The organism is Hymenobacter sp. BT18 (genome assembly GCF_012273015.1).
GTDB classification, from domain to species: domain Bacteria; phylum Bacteroidota; class Bacteroidia; order Cytophagales; family Hymenobacteraceae; genus Hymenobacter; species Hymenobacter lutimineralis.
The window spans coordinates 973,868-991,078 of record NZ_CP050954.1 but is presented as its reverse complement, the minus strand read 5'-3'; the positions used below and the strand labels follow the sequence as shown (position 1 = coordinate 991,078).

The window sequence follows — 17,211 nt, the reverse complement described above, 5'->3', positions numbered from 1 at the left end:
CGAATGAAAGGCTCTACCGCACCGGCTTGGGCAGCACGGGCAGGCTCTCGTGGCCCTCGGCATCCACAGCTACCACCCCGAAGATGTAGTTGTCCTTGCTGTGGGGCAGGTCGGCTTTGGTATCTGTTACGAAGAACTTCTGCTGCCACTCGGGGGCGCTGGTTTCGCGCATGAGCACGTAGTAGCCAGCTGGTCTTTCGCCGGTTTTGGGGGCCTGCCACTGCAGCTGGGTGCGGTTGGTAAGCTCAGCCGTGAGCACGCCCACGCTTTCGGGCGCAGCCGGAGCCAGGGCCAGGGAGGCCAGGGTAGCCAGGTTCACGCCGGTGTTTTTGCGCAGGTAGGCAAAGTCCATGAACTTGGCGTAGTCCCCGTACTCGGTGCCGTTTTCCTGGCGCAAATCCTGGTGCTGGTGGCGGAAGTCCTCGTTCATCTCCGAGAAGCGCACCGCCGTAAAGCCCTGCTGGTTGAAGGGCGTATGGTCGCCGCCGCGCAGAAACCGGTCGGGGCGGTATTCCAGCACTACCTCGTGGCCGGGCACATACTGCTGGCAGGCCGTGCGGGTGTAGCGGGCCAGGTTGCGGGAGGGCGAGTCATTCTCGGAGGACAGGGTGCGGCGCACTTTGGCCTCGTCGGGCGTTTCGGTGGCGGGCACGCCCTCGCTGAACACGCGCAGGCGCTTGTCGTCCTTCAGGTCGGGGTCGTGGCCCTGGGAGTTACCCATAATGTCGTTGTTGAGCATGGCCACCAGCTGCCAGCCCTCGGCTTTGGCGCGCTTGGCCAGGTGGGTGGAGCCGTAGAGGCCCTGCTCTTCGCCCTGCACCGCCACGAAGATGATGGTGGCCGGAAACTGCTGCTTGCTCATCACCCGGGCCAGCTCCATCACGGCCACCGTGCCCGAGCCGTCGTCGTTGGCTCCGGGCGCGTCGGCGGTGGCGTTCATTACGTCCGTCACCCGCGAGTCGATGTGCCCGCTCACAATAAATACGCGCTTGTCGGTGGGGTCTGTGCCGGGCAGGGTAGCCATCACGTTGGCCATGAGCACCGGCCGGTCGATGCGGCGGCCGTCGGGCTTGATGGTGAAGGTATCCTGGGTTACTTTCAGGCGGCCCCCGCTGGCTTTGCTGTACTTCCGGAACTCGTCTTCCACCCAGCGCCGGGCGGCCCCAATGCCGCGTTTTTTGCTTTTCGTATCGGAAAGCGTGTGCCGGGTACCAAAGCTCACGAGCTTATCGATGTCCTCGCGCAGGTTTTTCTCCGATACCTCTTCCACCATCTGGCGGATCAGCGGGTCGGGGGTAGTGGCGGGCTGGGTTTGGGCGAAAGCGGGTACTGAGAAACTCAGGCCGAGCAGAAGTAAAAACGAACGGTGCATAGAGAGCCGGTTAAAAAACAAGGGAAAGACGCAGAGGAGCATGCCAGCGTTGCTGGCATGCTGTGGGGTGCGCAGCGGCGTCCTGCTTTATCTAGCGTCCGCGAAGTCGAAGCATCTAGCAATTTGTCTGAATAGCCAAACAACGAAGTGGTAGCGATGCTTCGGCAAGCTCAGCATGACCCGAAAGATAAAGATATACGCTTCGTTAAGCCAGGTGCGCAAACCCTGAGCTTCTACGGCTGCCCGGGCAGCAGGGCCACCACTACGCTGGCCGCGTTGCCGCCAAAGCCCGCCGCATTTACCAGGATGCGGCGAATAGGTTTTGGGGCAGCAGCGGCCAGATCGGAGGCAAACGGTGCCACCGGCCACTGCTGGGTTTCGAGCACGTGCAGGGCAAAATCCAGGCTGAGGGCCGCCGAGGCCCCCAGCGTATGCCCCACCAGCCATTTGTTGGACAGCAGCGGCGGCAGGTTCTCGCCGAAGATAGCGCGCAGGGCCGCCCGCTCGGCCGCGTCGCCGGCCGGGGTGCCAGGGCTGTGCAGTACCACCGCGTCGATGTCGGCGGGCAGCGCGTGCGCCTGCTCCAGAGCGTAGCGGATGGCCTGCTGAAAGTGCTGCCCCTCGGGCGAAAGACCGGTTTTGCTACCCAGCGCTTCAAACCCAAACCCTACGCCTTCCAGCACCGGCAGTGATGGGCGGCCCGCTGCTTCCCAGGTTGTAGCGCTCAGCTTTTCCAGGGCGAATACGGCCGCGCCCTCACCCAGTACGAAGGTAGAGGGCCGGCCCGCGCCCGGCCGGCAGGGCCAGTCGGCTGCCGGCCGGGGCGAGTAGATGCCGATGGCCTGCATCTGCGCCAGCGTGAACCCGGTGAGGGGAGCCTCGGTGCCGCCGGCCAGAAACCGCTCGGCCATGCCCGCCCGCAGCCAGGCCACCGCATTGCCCAGGGCCTGAAACGCGCTGCTGCAGGTGCTGGAGTGGCTCAGGGCGGCTCCGCCCGCGCTGTCCGCATCGAAGGCCACCCAGCTGGCCACGTTGCCCAGCGTGGTGAGAGGGGAAGCCGCCGCCGGCACGCCGCCTGCACGTAGAAACTCCGCGTGAAACTGCTCCAGCCGCCCCGTCGCGCCCCGACTGCTACCAATGCTGACGGCGAGTTGGCTGTTCGTTTCTGGTTGCTGGCTGCCGGTTGATTCTGGCGCCCAACCCGCTTCTATGGTGGCCTGACGGGAAGCCAGCAGGGCCAGCAGCACCGTGCGGTCGAGCTGGCGGTAGGCCGGGTGACTGGCGCGCAGCTCTGCCAGTGCTGCTTCGGCGGGGGCAGGCAGGGCCGCTACGGGTAAGTTGGTCGGGTGCGTGGAAAAAGGCGAAGTCAGCGGCCCGGCCCATTCCCTGGCCGTGCCCAGCGCCGACATCCGGCCCCGGCCCCTAACAACAATCAGATCAGCGGCAGTAGCGGGGCTAGTCATGCAGGTATTCGGGCAGGGTGGGGGCGGGCAGGAAGTCGAGTACCAACGCGCGCATCTGGCGCAGCACGGCGTAGAGCAGCTCCAGCTCCTCGTTGGTGGTGCAGTAGGGCGGCAGCAGGTACACCACGTTGCCCAGGGGGCGCAGCACCACGTGGTTGTCGATGGCCAGCTGGTAGAAGGCGTCGCGCAGGCGGCTGAAGTAGCTGGTGCCCTCGCCGGGGTCGTACTCCACGGCCAAGATTGTGCCTTGGTGCCGCACCTGCCGGATGCCGGGCAGCCCTTCAATTTCCTGCCGGAAGGCGGCGTGGGCGGCGGCTAGGCGCTGACGCTGCTGAGTGCAGGCCTCAGTGCGGGTAAGCTCCAAGCTGGCCAGGGCCGCGGCGCAGGCCACAGGGTTGGCCGTATAGGAGTGACCGTGAAACAGGGCCTTCATCTTGTCGTCGCTCAGGAAAGCCGCGTAGATGGGGGCAGCGCAGGTGGTGAGGCCCATCGCCAGGGTGCCGCCCGTCAGGCCCTTGGAAAAGCACATGATATCGGGCTGCTCCCTAGGCAGCAGCTCACTGGCGAAGAGCGGACCCGTGCGCCCAAAGCCCGTCATCACCTCATCGGCTATGCAAAGCACCCCGTGCTGGTGGCAGCGGCGCACCAGCTCATCCAGCACCTCGGGCGTGTACATCACCATGCCCGCCGTGCCCAGCACCAGCGGCTCGAAGATAAAGCCGGCTACATCGGGCCGCGCCAGCAGCGCGTCAAGCTGCTTTAGTACTTCCTGCTCCCGGCCGGGCACCGGCACGTCGAGAAACTCCACGTCGAAGAGCAAAGGCCAGAAAGGCTGGGTGAAAGCGCCCCGGCTACTCACGGCCATAGCCCCGAAGGTGTCGCCGTGGTAGGAATTTTGGAAACAGAGAAAGGTGCGGCGCTCCGGCTGGCCCAGGTTGTGGAAGTACTGCAGCACCATCTTCAGGGCCACTTCCACGGCCGTAGAGCCATTGTCGGAATAGAATACGCGGGCTTGGTTGGTGGGCAGCAAGGCCAGCAGCTGCTCGGCCAGCTCCACGGCGGTGGGATGGGTGAAGCCGGCAAACAGCACGTGCTCCAGAGTGCGCAGCTGCTCGCTCACGCGCTCGGCAATGTGGGGGTGGGCATGACCGTGCAGATTCACCCACCAGGAGGAAATGCCGTCTAGGTAGCGCGTGCCGTTTTCGGCAATAAGCCAGCTGCCTTCCCCGCGCACGATGGGCACGGGCAGCGGGGCGGTTTGCATCTGGGTGTAGGGGTGCCACAATACGGCGTGGTCCCGTTCGGCGAGGGTAGGCATGGAGCAAAGGTAGGGCAGGGCCGGCCTAAGGTGGCGCGGACGACTTTAGCCCGCAGAAGCCGCCGAAGAAACGCCGAAGACGCAGAGGCCTTTCGGCGCAGATTAACAGAACATTGAAAACCTCTGCGCCTTCAGCGTGAACTTCAGCGGCCTCTGCGGGCTAAACCCGTTCGGTCAGCTTAGAAAGAAGAAAACCACGCCCGAAACTCCGCCGCATACCGGCTCACCACCTCCGCCGAAACATGAGGCTCGGGCAGCACCCGGGGCATCACGGGTACGCCGGTGTGCTGCTGAATAAAGTTCTCCGTGGCCGGCGTTGGCTCCCCGTTGAAGACAAGGCCGCGCACCCGCAGGCCCCGCGTTTGCAGGGCCTCCAGCGTGAGCAGGGTATGGTTGATACTGCCCAGGTAATTGCGCGACACCACCACTACGTCCAAGTCAAACTGGCCAATGAGGTCGGCTATCAGAAAGCCGGGTGCCAGGGGGACGAGCAGGCCGCCGGCGCCTTCCACCAGCAAGTGGTTATCGGTAACGGGCAGCTGGAAATCCTCGGGGCGAAGCGTGAGCTGCTCGGCGGCGGCAGCGGCGTGGGGCGAGGCCGGCATCCGCAGCCGGTGCCGCTCGGGCCAGAACCGGCTGACCGGGTTTTGCACGAGGCTGCGCACGGTGGCGGCGTCGGTGGTGGGCTCCAGCCCGGCCTGCACGGGCTTCCAGTAATCGGCCTGCAAGGCCTCGGTGAGGATGGCCGAGACGAAGGTCTTGCCCACGTCCGTGCCGATGCCGGTGATGAAGAGTCGTTCCAAAGGAGGAAGGGGTGTCAAGTAGGAATGGATGATATAATAGCCATGTTCTGTCATCCTGAGCTTGCGAAGGACCTTCTGGTAGTTGAACGACTTGTTCAAGCATGATAAGATCCTTCGCAAGCTCAGGATGACAAATCAACCAACAGTTACCTGCCCCGCCAGCACCCGCGCTAGCCCCTCAACTTCTGCCTCGGTATTGTCCGAATGTACAATCAGCCGCAGCCGCTCCGTGCCCACCGGCACCGTGGGCGACACAATGGCGCGCACGTCGAAGCCGGAGGACTGTGCAGCGGCGGCTATTTGGCGCACATAGGCGGAACCGGGGCTAGTGGTGAAGAATACAGGATGAATGATGTGGCTGGCCGCAGGCACGTGCAGGCCGGGCACGGCGTTGAGTTGAGTCTTCAGGTAATCAGAAAGGGCGAAAAGCCGCTTCCGCTCCGCCGCGAGCGTGGGCAGCACCTTGTAAGCTGCCGCTAGCCCGGCAATGGTAAGCGGGGGCAGGGCGGTGGTGTAGATGAACGGCCGGCTGAAGTTGAGCAGGTAGTCGCGCAGCACAGCGGCGCCAGCTACAGCGGCGCCCTGGCTGCCCAGGGCCTTTCCGAAAGTGAGGATGCGGGCAAATACCGCGTCTTCCAGGCCCAGCTCCGCTACCAAACCTTCGCCCCGCGCCCCGTACACGCCGTTGGTGTGGGCCTCATCTACCACCAGATACAACTCCTTTTCCTGGCACAGGGAGGCCAGCTCGGTCAGCGGGGCCATGTCGCCATTCATGGAGTACAGCGCTTCCACGGCCACGAATACGGCCCCGGTGGCGCGGGCCAGCTTGCGCTCTAGGTCGGCTAGGTCGTTGTGGCGGAAGCTCCAGGCGGTGGCGAAAGAGCCCCGGATGCCATCCTTCACTGAGGCGTGGGAAGCTTCGTCGTAGAGGATGGTGTCGCCGCGGCGGGGCACGGCGGCGAAGAAGCCCAGGTTAGCCGCGTAGCCGGAGTTGAACAGCAGCGCGGCCTCGGCGCGGTGGAAGTGGGCCAACTGCAACTCCAATGCCTCGGCGGCGGCGGAGTTGCCCGTGAGCAGGCGGGCGCCGGTGCTGCCCGCCGCCTCGGCCACTGACTGGTGCAGGGCCGCCTGCACGGTGGGGTGGCGGCTCAGCCCCAGGTAGTCGTTGGAGCTGAAATCAACCAGCCCGGCGGCCGGCAGCGTCAGGCGGCGGCGGGTGCCGGCGGCCTCGCGCTGGGTTAGCTGCGCCGCCAGGCGCCGGTGCAGGGGAGAAAGGTCAGACATCAAATAAAGGCTGAGCTGGTAGATTTTCTACGCTGCCGAAAAAGGGGTAGAGACGCGACACTTCGCGTCTGCTCGTTGAGTGACTCGGAGCCGCGTAGCCTACACAACGTCAGCAACGACGAGACGCGAAGTGTCGCGTTTCCACAAGGGGCCGGAATAGGCCTTTCTACGGCACCAGCACGGCGTTGGCGCGCAGGATTTTGGCGAAAAACAGGGCGTGGAAGGGTAGAGAATTTTCCCAGTACTCCCAGGTGTGGGCGCCGGGCCGCTCCGTGTACTCGTGGGGCGTGGCGTTGTACACTAGGCGGCGGTGCAGCTCGCGGTTGGGCTCAATGAGGAAATCATCTACTCCACAGTCGATGATGAGGGGCAGGCCGTTGGCTTTGAGCTTATCGGCCAGGGGCAGCACCATGTAAGGGCTAAGGTAGGTTTCCAGGTTGGCACCCACCGGCCCTATAATGGGCTCAAACCGCTCGGTGAGGCGCTTGGCTTCCTCGGGGTTCTGCTTCCACCGGGCCGTGCTGATGTCCACGGCCCCACTCATGCTGCCGGCCGCGCAAAACAAATCGGGGTGGCGGGCCGAGAGGTACAGGGCCCCGTGCCCACCCATCGACAAACCCGTGATGACGCGGCCTTTCCGGTCGCGCACGGTGCGGTAGGTCTGGTCGATTTTCTGGATTACTTCCTGGGTAATGTAGGTTTCAAACTGGCTGCCCGGATTCACCGGGCTGTCGATGTACCAGGCAAATGCCTCACCCTCCGGCATGACAATGATGAGGTTGTACTGGTCGGCCAGGCGGTGTACCAGCTGTTTGTCGGGCGTTTTGGCCAGCCAGTCGGAGTAGTGGCCGGTGGCGCCGTGCAGCAGGTACAGCACCGGGAAGCTGGCCTTTTTCTGTTTGGCGTAGGCATTGGGCAGCACCACGTTGGCACGGTAGGTTTTGTGCATGGCCGCGCTGGGAATGGCCAGTGTATCGACCCGGGCCCCGAAGGACACGCCCGCGTAGCCCAACAGCAGCGCGAGCAGCAAGCAACGGAAACTGCGCATAAAGCAGAGAAAAAGAAGGTAAAACACTACTTCGGCCGCCGCTCATGCAAATGAACAGCGGCCGGAGCACCAAAAGGCAACGCAACCAAGCTGCTACGAAGCTTCAAACCGCTTAGCCGCCAGCCACACACTGCCGTCCCGGCCGAAGCTGCGGACGCTGATGACTACCCACTGGTCTTCTACTTCCAGCCGGTCGCCCACGGCGGGCAGCACCCCATGCAGCGAAACAATGCCACTGATGGCGGCACCAATCTTGTCTTCCAGGTCCGAAATCAACTCGTGCGCCTCGCGGGCCTCATGCTGCTGCCGTATTTCTTCGGCGAAGCTATGGTCGAGGTTTAAATCAAATACGATGTTCATACGGCAGGGAAAGGTATGTCATGCTGAGCAAGGCTAAAGCATCTCTAGCTCTAGCTGATTATTGCCATTACAACGAAGCAGTAGAGGTACTTTAGCCTCGCTCAGCATGGCACGCTAGAAAAGCAAAGTATGGGGAACTACTACGCAACCACGCCTGCCTCTTTGCCCAGCACCATAGCGCCCTCGGGCACGTCCTTGAACGACTTGCGGGGCTTGAGGCCCAGCAAGGCAAACATCTGCTTGTCGGCGTCGAAGTCGGGGTTGGGCGTGGTCAGGAGCTTTTCCCCGCTGAAGATGGAGTTGGCGCCGGCCAGGAAGCACAGGGCCTGCTCCGTCACGGGCATCTCCTGGCGGCCGGCCGAGAGACGTACCATGGTGTGGGGCATCAGGATGCGGGCCGTGCCAATCATGCGCAGCATTTCCCATACGCTCACCCGGGGCTGGTCGGCCAGGGGCGTGCCCTGCACCGGCACCAGGGCATTCACCGGCACACTCTCGGGGTGCTGGGGCAGCGTAGCCAGGGTGTGCAGCATGGCAATGCGGTCCTCGTCGGTTTCGCCGAGGCCAATAATGCCGCCCGAGCACACCGAAATACCGGCTTTGCGCACGTGCTCCAGGGTGTTCAGCCGGTCGTCGTAGGTGCGCGTGGTGATGATGTCGTCGTACTTCTCGCGGCTGGTGTCGAGGTTGTGGTTGTAGGCGTAGAGGCCGGCCTGCTTGAGGCGCTCGGCCTGGTACTCGTTCAGCATGCCCAGGGTGCAGCACACTTCCAGGCCCATATGGTTTACCTGCTCCACCATGCCCAGCACCCGGTCGAAGTCGCGGTTGTCGCGAATTTCGCGCCAGGCCGCCCCCATGCAGAAGCGGGTGCTGCCGCCGTCTTTGGCGCGCTGGGCCGCGGCCAGTACTTCGGCATCGGGCAGCAGCTTGTGGGCCTGCACGCCGGTGTGGTAGCGGGCCGCCTGGGGGCAGTAGGCGCAGTCTTCGGGGCAGCCCCCGGTCTTTACCGAAAGCAGGGTGCACACCTGCACCTCGCCGGTGGCCTGGGTTTGGGCATGAATGGCAGCCGCCTGGCTTACCAGCTCCAGGACGGGCAGATTATAAATGGCTTTTACTTCGTCGAGAGTCCAGTCGGTACGGAGCAGCATGAGCAGAGAAATTGAGCGGGAAGATGAAACAGGAGCAAAACCCCAAGGGGCGGGGCTGCAAGTTACGCGAGATGCCCGTTATCCCTAATGAATATGTGAGAAGTACTATTTCGAAGAATATATGACTATTTATATGCTACTGACTTTAGCCGGGATTGACCCTCGCTCGGCGGCTTTCAGGGGCTTTTTATCGAATAGGAAGCTGGGCATTGAACCAGCGTGCGTAGTTTTGGGACTTGTGCTCTCCTAAAATTTAGCCTAATGCAACACAAATACGCTCCTCTGCTTGTCGCCGCACTGCTACAGGCGGGTCCGCTGGCCGCCGCGCCGGCCGGGGGTGAAAAGCCCCAGCACGCAACCCGCCGCAAAGCCGCCGCCGCAAAGGCCGTAAAAGCCGACCCCTCCGAAGCCAACGTGGCCGGGGTAATTCAACTGGCCAATGGCGAACCGCTGCCGGGTGCCACGGTCTTTATCAAAGGCACCTTCATCGGGACCAGCACCGACCAGTTCGGCAAGTTTTCCCTGCTGGCCACGTTTGACGGGGCGCCGGTAGAGCTGGTGGTAGCCTACGTGGGCTACGAAACCCAGACCCTGCAGGTAAGCCAGGCCAACACGGCCCTGAGTGTGCAGATGGTGCGCAGCGCCACCCTGCTCAACGAAACCGTAGTTGCGGCCTCCCGCGTGGAGGAAAGCATTCTGCGGGCTCCCGTCACCATCGACAAGGTATCGGAGCGGCAGATTGAGCGCATCAGCACCCCCGAGGTGCTGGGCGGCCTGGGCAACCTGCCCGGCGTCGACGTAAACTCCTCGTCCATGCTCTTTACCAGCGTGAGTACCCGGGGCTTCAACACGGCCAAATCGGAGCGGGTAGTGCAGCTGGTGGACTACATGGATACGGCCCTGCCTTCCCTGAACCTGAGCCCGGGCAACCTGGTGGGTATTCCGGAGCTGGACATGGAAAGCATCGAAATTATCCACGGGCCGGCTTCGGCCCTCTACGGCTCCAATGCCCTGAGCGGGGTAATTCTGTTTAACAGCAAAGACCCCTTCGTGTACGACGGGCTGAGCGTGCGCCTGCGCGCCGGGCAGCGCAACCTGCTGGACGGGCAGCTGCGCTACGCCCAGAAGCTGGGCAAGCGGTTTGCCTTTAAAATCAACGCCAGTGCCTTCCGGGCCGATGAGTGGATTCCGGAAAACTACAACGCCAACGCCGGCTCTCAGAACCCAACCGGCTCGGTGCTGGGTATTGATGCCATCAACCGCTACGGGGAGCTCAACAACACCTTCTCGCCGGTGCAGGACGTGCCCGCGCTGGGCTTTAAGGTGCACCCCGAGCTTTACGGCAAAACCGTGTACATGCCCGGCTACACCGAGCGGGAGCTGCTAGCCGGCGACACCAAAACCGACTCCCGCCGCCTGCAGGCCGCCGTTACCTACCTTTTGCGCGACGACCTGAAGCTGACCGTGGAAGCCAAGCGCGCCATCGGCTCGGCTACCTATCAGAACATCAGTCGTTTCCGGGTGAAAGATTTGGGCACCAACCAGTTTCGGGCTGAGCTGAAAAGCGCCCGCGGCTTCCTGCGCGCCTATTCCACCCAGGACTTCACCGGCGACACCTACGAGCTGACCCAGCTCTCGGGCCTGATCCTGAAAAGCCCCAGCGCAGCTATTCCCCAGCTCAGCAACCGCGACTTTTACTTCGTCACCTACAATAACACCTACGATGCAGAGCGTGGCAAGGGCCGCAGCATAGACGAAGCGCTGGTGCTGGCCAAGCAGGCCGCCGATGCCACCCAGCCCGCCGTTTCCTCGGAGCGTTTCGCCACGCTACGCCAGCAAATCATCAACGAAGACCAGCCCGGCGTAGGCTCCAAGCAGAACTTCAGCTCCTACCTCAACGACGTGAGCGGGCAGCGCACCTTTAAGCTGGGCGAGGAAGGCCCGGAGCTGACGCTAGGCGCGGCCTACCGCCAGTACCGGTTAGGCTCCAACGGTAAGCTGTTCAACGACTTCGATGGCAAACGCATCCGTAACCACGAGTACGGCACCTACGGCCAGCTTACCCATACCCTGCTCGACGACCACCTGAAGCTGAGCGCCGCGGCCCGCGTGGATGCGTTCAAGAACTTTAAAACGGCCGTTTCACCCCGCGCCGCAGCGGTGTACACCCTGGGCGAAAACAAGCAGCATAACTTCCGCGCCAGCTACGGCCGCGCCTTCCGCAGCCCTTCCCAGACCGACCAGTTCCTGTACTCCGACGTGTCGGACTACGTGTTCCGCGGCAACTCGGAAAACGGCTTCAAGGGCTACCTGTTTACGGATGCTAACGGCCGTAACTACGTACCCTTCTCCGGCATGGACCTCACGCCCTTCAAGGTGAGCTTCGACAAGCTGCGCCTGGAGCAGGTGGGCACCGCCGAAGTAGGCTACAAGGGCGTCGTGCTACCCAACCTGTACCTGGATGCCAGCTACTTCCGCAGCACGTACAAGGACTTTATCGGGGTTTCGTACCTGGTGAGCCGCCCGGATGGCAGTGAGCCTACCCAGGCAGAGTTTGACGCCGGCTACCTCTCGGCTTTCCGGGCCACCAGCGCCTCGGCCCCGCGCATCATCTCCCTGGCCCGCAACAACGCCCAGCCCGTGCGCACCCAGGGTGCCACGGTGGGTCTTACCTACTACCTGAGCAAGGCCGTGAACCTGACCGGCAACTACTCCCTGAACGTGCTGGACCGCAGCAATCTGCCCGCCGGCTTCCGCACGTTCTTCAACACGCCCAAGCACAAGTACAACCTGGGCGTGAATGGCGTGGTGTTGAAGAGCCTGTCGTACTCGGTAAACTACCGTTGGGTGCAGGGCCACCAGCAGGAGCTGCCCTTCGCCACGGGCATGATCAAGGACTACAGCACCACCGATGCCTACGCCGGCTACATGGTGCCCAAGCTGGGCACCACGTTCCAGCTGGGTGCCTCCAACCTGTTCAACACCAACAACCTGCAGGTGATTGGGGCGCCCAACCTGGGCCGCCTGGTGTACGTGGGCCTGCTGGTAGATGTGAAGTAAGCGGCTGCGCGTATGCGCTCATGAAAAAGCCTGTTCTCTGGCCGGAGAACAGGCTTTTTTGCGTGGTATCGGCTATAGCTGCTAGGCAGAAAGGTCGTGGTTGCTTTTACCGTCGCGGGTGTTTTTCTGCACGGCAATAGCCCCGAACAAAGCCAGCATAAACGACATGGCGTAAAAGCCTTTTTCGCTGAGCGCCAGGGAGGCATTCCACAGGCCCACGGCCAGCAGCATAATGGCGGCCAGGGTAGAAAACCAGCACAGGCCGTAATAGATGTTGGTGACGGGAATGCCTTCCAGCTGGTCGCGCACGCTCTTTTGCAGCGACACCGCCGCAAACAGCCCGAACAGCAGGATGGTGAAGTAGTAACCCTTTTCGTTGAGTAGCATCTGCGCGTTCCAGAGGCCTACCACAAAGGCGGCCATGCCGGCCAGCAATGCCACCCAGGAGGCGGCCACAAAGGCATTGGAGGGTTTGGTGCTCATAGCAGGTAGGGCAGTCAGGTAAAAAGTGAGAGAGGTAGCGGTATATCCGCTCCCGATGCTCAAACATAGTGTACTGCCGCAGCTAACCGATGCGTAAGAGTTGCCTGAATCAGACTTTTGTTACCCCTACATATCCAGGAAGACAGCACCTGAAAAACCGTTTAACGTGCTGAAAACGGGTATATTCAGGAGATTCTATCTGATTTTTCAAGAAAGAATATTTCTCTTAAAGGCAGGAGAAGAAGTGCCTGTGCACAGCGTAAAGAAGGAGCGGAGCTTGTTCCCGCCCCTACGGCATACTTCTTCCCACTTCCCCAAAAAAATAGCGGGCTGCTCCGTGATGGAACAGCCCGCTGGTCATAACAAAAAGCAAAACTAGGACCGTTTTCCGCCCCGGGTGGAGGCATTGCGGCTGCTACCGCGGTTGCCGGAGTTGCCTTTGGGCGTGCGGTTGAGGCTTTTGGAAGCAGACTGCCGCTTACCCCCGGCGGCGCTGGCCGGGCGGCTAGCCTTGCCAGCCGCCGCCCCAGGGCGCGGACCCACCGCGTTGGTTGGCCGGCCCGAGCCCGCCGACCGGCCTGCCGAAGCCAGGCCTTTCGGGCCGGCTGCCTTGCGGCCGGGAGCAGGCTTGTCAACCCAGGCGCCGGCGGGGCGGGCTTTGGTTTTGCGCGGGGCGTCGGCTTCGTCGTCGGTGGAGGCGGGGCGGGCCACGGCGGGGCGCATGGTGATGGGGCGGGCGGTTTTGCGGCCGGGGCGGTCGGCCCACTGGGTGGCCGTGGATACGCTCTTGCGGCGGCGCGGCACGGAGCCGTCGTCGGCGCTGCTGGAGTTTTCCAGCATCTCAAACAGCACTTTCAATTCCTTTTCCGTCAGCTCGCGCCACTCGTTCAGGCCCAGGCCTTTGATGCTGATGTTCATCACCCGGATGCGCTCCAGCTGCACCACTTCGTAGCCGAAATGCTCGCACATGCGCCGGATCTGGCGGTTCATGCCCTGGATGAGGGTGATGCGGAAGATGTAGGGCGTGTCCTTCACCACCTTGCACTTCTGCGTCATCACCCCCAGAATAGGCACCCCGTTGGCCATGGCCTCGATGAAGTCGTCCTTGAGGGGCTTGTCCACCATCACCACATACTCTTTCTCGTGCTGGTTGCCGGCGCGCAGGATTTTGTTGACGATGTCGCCGTTGCTGGTGAGCAGAATCAGGCCCTGCGACTCCTTGTCCAGGCGGCCTACGGGGAAAATGCGCACCGAGTGCTTGATGGCCCGGATGATGTTGTCCTTGATGCTGGTATCGGTGGTGGTAACGATGCCCGGGGGCTTGTTGTAGGCAATGTAGATGGCATCTTCCTCGGCCCGGGGCTCAATGGCAATGCCGTTGACTACTACGCGGTCCTTGCTCGTCACCTGGTCGCCGATGGCGGCGCGCTTGCCGTTTACCAGCACGTTGCCCTGCTCGATGTGGCGGTCGGCTTCGCGGCGGGAGCAGATGCCGCTTTCGCTGATGTATTTGTTGAGACGAGTGGCCATAGAGCAGAGTCGGGAAGAGGCCGCGCCGCTGGTGCGCGCCCACGGGTAAAAAAACAGGCTGCCGGCCCTAGAAGGGTCGGCAGCCTGCAAAGATACGGCATTGGGGCCGGGTAGCCTTACGCCGGGCTTTCGGCTTTGTCAAAAAACGCGAACAGGGCCTGTTCCAGCGCGGCCGGCAGCTTAGGCGGCGCATGCGGGCGCAGGGCCAGCGCCGGACCGTCTGTGGCCGGCGTAAAGGTGCCGCCAGCGGCCGAAAACCGCAGCTGGCCTTGGGAAAATTGCCGCCGCTGCTCGCCATCAGCCGCGCTCATGGCCTCAAACGTCAGCAACTCCAGGGCCTGGGTGGCTTTGTCGAAGCGCAGCCAGAAGTACACGTCGGCGGGGTCGGTGCTCTGCACATCAAGGCGCTTGATTTCGAAAATAAACGCGGTATCGGCTTCTAGCAGGAAGAGGGCGTGGTAGGGAACGGACATTTGACAAAGCTCACAGAAAATGCCGCAAGCACCACGCTTCAGCGGAAGGTTTGTTCTAAATAGGCGGTGTCACGGAAGACTCACAGGTGGTAAATAAGTGGTCATCCTGAGCGAAGCGAAGGACCTTGTCACATCGGAACAAACCGTTGTTACGATTATTGTTCTACCGTGACGAGGTCCTTCGCTTCGCTCAGGATGACAGCTATTGAAAAACGCCTTGTCAATATGCAGGAGTTGATTTACAGCTTTACCTGCTGCTCGCCTTTATCCACGGCCAGCATCCACTTCGTGAGGCCGCGCATGTAGGTAGCCTGGTCGTCGTACATACTCATGTGGGAGCCTTCGGGGCAGATGAGGGCGGTGCCGTGCTGCACTTTCTGGGCTACCATGCGCATGTGCTCGGGGTCCATGGTATCGTGCCGGCCGCCGATGCTGAGTACGGGCACCGCGAGCTTGGGCAGGTCGGCCACCCGGTCCCAGTTCAGGAGCTTACCGGAGGCGCCAAACTCGCTGGGGCCCTGCATGGTCACATAGAGCGACTGGTTGGTTTTGCCCAGGGAGCGGGTCATGGGCTCGGGCAGCTGGGGCAGGCGGCACAGGTGCTGGGCGTAGAAGTTGGGCTCCAGCAGCTCCATGTAGCGCGGGTTCTGGAAGTCCTTAGCCGCTTCAATCTTGCGGATTTCGGCCAGCACCTCGGGCTTGAGCTGGGGCGCCAGCACCTCGTCGGCGTACCGGTTATAGGCTGGAATGCTCATCATCATGTTGGAAATCACGAGGCCCTTGAGGTGCTGCTGGTACTTGAGGGCGTACTCGGCGGCCAGGATGCCGCCCCAGCTGTGGCCCAGCAGGTAGAAGTTGTCTTTGTCGAGCTTGAGGGCCTGGCGTACTTGTTCTACTTCCTCCACGTAGCGCGGCAGGCTCCACATGGCCGTATCCTTGGGGTTGTCGGAGTTGCCGCAGCCCAGCTGGTCGTAGTAAATGAACTCGATGCCTTCCTGGGGCAGGAAGCTTTCCATGCACTCGAAGTACTCGTGCGTGGCGCCCGGCCCGCCGTTGAGCAGTAGCAGCTTAATGCGCGGATTATTACCAAACCGCTTCGTCCACACATTGAACTTGCCCTTGGGCGTGGTGATGGAGACGATTTGCACACCGCCGGTTTGCACACCTGAATCGGCGGCGGGAAAGTAGCTGGCCAGGGAGGAGGCCGCCGCCGTGGTTTTGGTGGGCTGGGAAGTGGGGGAGGAGCAGCTACCCAACAGGGTCAGCAGCAGGCCGAGGCCGAGAAGAGTTGTGCGCATGGTTGTGGGGCAGGTAGGGTGTAGAAAGCTAAACCTACCGATAATTCCCGCTGGCACCAACTGTTGCCCCGGCCTGCGTTACTTGCCCGTCACCGACTGCTCCAATTCCCGAAACGGAATAACGGTCTTCACCCCGTAGTCCTGCACCGGCCACGACTGCACAATGGTTTCCACCGGCAGCTTCAGTTCGCGGATGGCCTGGTACAAGCCTACCTGCCGGGCGCTGGCCTTGCGGCTCGGTCCCTGCCGCGCTATCCACACCAAATCGTCCTCAAACAGCAGCTTTTCATTGGGGAAGTAGTACACCAAATAGTCGTTGGTATGCTGGGACTTGCTGCCGATGACGTGAATCTGCATCGCAAATCCGTCCTCTGCAATGGTCTTGCTGGTGGTTATTTCCTCGGTGCGCAGCGGGCGGGTGTGCAGCTGCAAGCTGTCGGGGTGCAGGGAGTGCGGGGCCTTGGCCAGGTACTGCACGTAGGGCACATCGGCGGGCGTGGTGAGGATGGTGGCGCCCCGGTGCACAAAGGGCCGCACGCCGCCCAGGTAGTGCGGGTGGTAGTGCCCCGCCACAAAGTAGCGCACGGGCTTGCCCGGGGCCAGCTTGCGGGCTTCGGCCAGAATCAGCTCCCCGTTCTCACTGTTCAGCGGCGCCTCGGCCACCAGCAGAAACGAGCTGAACTCCACCACCAGCACTTTGTCGTCGGTGTGCTTGAGCTCCAGAAAGTGCAGGTGCGCGCCGTGGTGCGTTACGGTAACTTCGGGCTTGACAACGGGGGGCGAAGCCAGGGCATACCCGGCGGGTGCCGTGAGCAGCGTAGGCGCGGCCGGCTCCAGCGCCGCCGCAACTACCTGCACAGTATCTGTGAGCTTGCCGTTGATTTTGCTAATAACGATGGTGCGGGCATAAGCCAGCTGGCCCACGGAGGCGTAATCCTGATAACTGTAGGTCGTCAGCACGTCCCCGAACAGCTCGTCGTGGCTCAGGGCGGTTACCTTGCTTAGGCGGTTATCGGCAGTTCGAATATAGAGCCGCACACTATTGCCGCCGAGCGTGTCCTGGTACACGGTTTCGGTGCGGGTGCTTTCCAACGTGGGTTTGGGTTTGCGTTGGTGGAAGTAGTGCAGGAGCAGGGCCGGGGTGTAACGCGCCGCCTGCACGGCCTGCCCCCGAAAAGCTGCGGGCGTTACGCGGGTCAGCTGCTCGTCGCCATAGTCCTGAAATAGTAGGGTAGCGGGCGTGAGTTGGGTGCGCGAGAAGTAGGTTTTGGCTTCTTGCCGCAGCGTATCACTTTTCGAAAAGCTGGTTGCGGTGCTCCACACGCGGCCGGTGCCGGTGTAGTTGGTGGCCTGCCAGGGCTGAAAGCTGTGCTCCAGCTGCGCCAGCGTTTCGTGGTAGCGCAGGGCGAGGTTGGTTGTCTGAAGAGGCTTGGCTTGCTGATTCCAGCAGCCTTGCAAGTTATCGGCCGCCTTCGCCCAGGCTGGAAGCTCTGGGAGCAGAAGAAGCAGGAGCAGGGCGAGTGAGCGTATCAAGGACATAAGAGCTAAGTAGATAAGACTTGAAAAAGCAG

The 17,211-nt window shown here is 62.3% G+C and carries 14 protein-coding genes; 1 reads left to right on the top strand and 13 read right to left on the bottom strand.

The features are described from left to right. Positions 1-13: 13 nt before the first annotated feature. The 8 genes from HER32_RS04110 to bioB all read right to left on the bottom strand — a co-directional run bounded on the left by HER32_RS04110 (position 14) and on the right by bioB (position 8,796). Complete coding sequence (locus tag HER32_RS04110; RefSeq protein WP_168680752.1) at positions 14-1,372, bottom strand: M28 family metallopeptidase; 1,359 nt, start codon at positions 1,370-1,372, stop codon at positions 14-16. A gap of 233 nt (positions 1,373-1,605) precedes the next feature. After that, positions 1,606-2,835, bottom strand: a complete 1,230-nt coding sequence (locus HER32_RS04105; protein WP_168680750.1) for a beta-ketoacyl synthase N-terminal-like domain-containing protein — start codon at positions 2,833-2,835, stop codon at positions 1,606-1,608. Continuing rightward, positions 2,828-4,153 (bottom strand): adenosylmethionine--8-amino-7-oxononanoate transaminase, encoded by a 1,326-nt coding sequence (gene bioA / locus HER32_RS04100; RefSeq protein ID WP_168680748.1) that lies wholly within the window; start codon positions 4,151-4,153, stop codon positions 2,828-2,830. Before bioA ends, HER32_RS04105 begins: the two co-directional genes overlap by 8 nt. 179 nt (positions 4,154-4,332) lie before the next feature. After that, on the bottom strand, positions 4,333-4,956 hold the full coding sequence (bioD, locus tag HER32_RS04095; RefSeq protein ID WP_168680746.1) for a dethiobiotin synthase: 624 nt from the start codon (positions 4,954-4,956) through the stop codon (positions 4,333-4,335). Positions 4,957-5,091: 135 nt separating this feature from the next. Then, complete coding sequence (locus tag HER32_RS04090; protein ID WP_197748871.1) at positions 5,092-6,240, bottom strand: aminotransferase class I/II-fold pyridoxal phosphate-dependent enzyme; 1,149 nt, start codon at positions 6,238-6,240, stop codon at positions 5,092-5,094. Positions 6,241-6,406: 166 nt separating this feature from the next. Further along, the gene (locus HER32_RS04085; protein ID WP_168680742.1) at positions 6,407-7,288 is read right to left on the bottom strand and encodes an alpha/beta hydrolase; all 882 of its coding nucleotides are present in this window, start codon (positions 7,286-7,288) and stop codon (positions 6,407-6,409) included. A 93-nt stretch (positions 7,289-7,381) separates the two neighbouring features. Continuing rightward, positions 7,382-7,648 (bottom strand): hypothetical protein, encoded by a 267-nt coding sequence (locus HER32_RS04080; protein WP_149068956.1) that lies wholly within the window; start codon positions 7,646-7,648, stop codon positions 7,382-7,384. A 140-nt stretch (positions 7,649-7,788) separates the two neighbouring features. Continuing rightward, on the bottom strand, positions 7,789-8,796 hold the full coding sequence (bioB, locus tag HER32_RS04075; RefSeq protein ID WP_168680740.1) for a biotin synthase BioB: 1,008 nt from the start codon (positions 8,794-8,796) through the stop codon (positions 7,789-7,791). A gap of 261 nt (positions 8,797-9,057) precedes the next feature. Here bioB and HER32_RS04070 point away from each other — a divergent pair, with 261 nt between their 5' ends. Next, positions 9,058-11,856, top strand: coding sequence for a TonB-dependent receptor (locus HER32_RS04070; RefSeq protein ID WP_168680736.1), 2,799 nt, complete (start codon positions 9,058-9,060; stop codon positions 11,854-11,856). An 81-nt stretch (positions 11,857-11,937) separates the two neighbouring features. Here HER32_RS04070 and yiaA read toward each other — a convergent pair whose 3' ends face one another. The 5 genes from yiaA to HER32_RS04045 all read right to left on the bottom strand — a co-directional run bounded on the left by yiaA (position 11,938) and on the right by HER32_RS04045 (position 17,173). After that, on the bottom strand, positions 11,938-12,339 hold the full coding sequence (gene yiaA / locus HER32_RS04065; protein WP_168680734.1) for an inner membrane protein YiaA: 402 nt from the start codon (positions 12,337-12,339) through the stop codon (positions 11,938-11,940). Positions 12,340-12,714: 375 nt separating this feature from the next. After that, positions 12,715-13,869 carry a 23S rRNA pseudouridine(2604) synthase RluF gene (gene rluF, locus HER32_RS04060; RefSeq protein WP_168680732.1) on the bottom strand — a complete coding sequence of 385 codons (1,155 nt, stop codon included), beginning with the start codon at positions 13,867-13,869 and terminating at the stop codon, positions 12,715-12,717. A 116-nt stretch (positions 13,870-13,985) separates the two neighbouring features. Beyond that, entirely contained in the window at positions 13,986-14,342 is a 357-nt protein-coding gene (locus HER32_RS04055) for a hypothetical protein (RefSeq protein ID WP_168680725.1), read from the bottom strand. Between the two features lie 239 nt (positions 14,343-14,581). Beyond that, positions 14,582-15,640, bottom strand: a complete 1,059-nt coding sequence (locus HER32_RS04050; protein WP_168680723.1) for a proline iminopeptidase-family hydrolase — start codon at positions 15,638-15,640, stop codon at positions 14,582-14,584. A 78-nt stretch (positions 15,641-15,718) separates the two neighbouring features. Next, on the bottom strand, positions 15,719-17,173 hold the full coding sequence (locus tag HER32_RS04045; protein WP_168680721.1) for a hypothetical protein: 1,455 nt from the start codon (positions 17,171-17,173) through the stop codon (positions 15,719-15,721). Positions 17,174-17,211: the final 38 nt, after the last annotated feature.

Bases quoted from the DNA above. Each gene is read 5' to 3' on its own strand.
- HER32_RS04090 (WP_197748871.1), bottom strand. From the start codon at position 6,240: ATGTCTGACCTTTCTCCCCTGCACCGGCGCCTGGCGGCGCAGCTAACC.
- HER32_RS04085 (WP_168680742.1), bottom strand. From the start codon at position 7,288: ATGCGCAGTTTCCGTTGCTTGCTGCTCGCGCTGCTGTTGGGCTACGCG.
- rluF (WP_168680732.1), bottom strand. From the start codon at position 13,869: ATGGCCACTCGTCTCAACAAATACATCAGCGAAAGCGGCATCTGCTCC.
- HER32_RS04105 (WP_168680750.1), bottom strand. From the start codon at position 2,835: ATGACTAGCCCCGCTACTGCCGCTGATCTGATTGTTGTTAGGGGCCGG.
- yiaA (WP_168680734.1), bottom strand. From the start codon at position 12,339: ATGAGCACCAAACCCTCCAATGCCTTTGTGGCCGCCTCCTGGGTGGCA.
- bioB (WP_168680740.1), bottom strand. From the start codon at position 8,796: ATGCTGCTCCGTACCGACTGGACTCTCGACGAAGTAAAAGCCATTTAT.
- HER32_RS04080 (WP_149068956.1), bottom strand. From the start codon at position 7,648: ATGAACATCGTATTTGATTTAAACCTCGACCATAGCTTCGCCGAAGAA.
- HER32_RS04055 (WP_168680725.1), bottom strand. From the start codon at position 14,342: ATGTCCGTTCCCTACCACGCCCTCTTCCTGCTAGAAGCCGATACCGCG.
- HER32_RS04110 (WP_168680752.1), bottom strand. From the start codon at position 1,372: ATGCACCGTTCGTTTTTACTTCTGCTCGGCCTGAGTTTCTCAGTACCC.
- HER32_RS04050 (WP_168680723.1), bottom strand. From the start codon at position 15,640: ATGCGCACAACTCTTCTCGGCCTCGGCCTGCTGCTGACCCTGTTGGGT.
- HER32_RS04070 (WP_168680736.1), top strand. From the start codon at position 9,058: ATGCAACACAAATACGCTCCTCTGCTTGTCGCCGCACTGCTACAGGCG.
- bioA (WP_168680748.1), bottom strand. From the start codon at position 4,153: ATGCCTACCCTCGCCGAACGGGACCACGCCGTATTGTGGCACCCCTAC.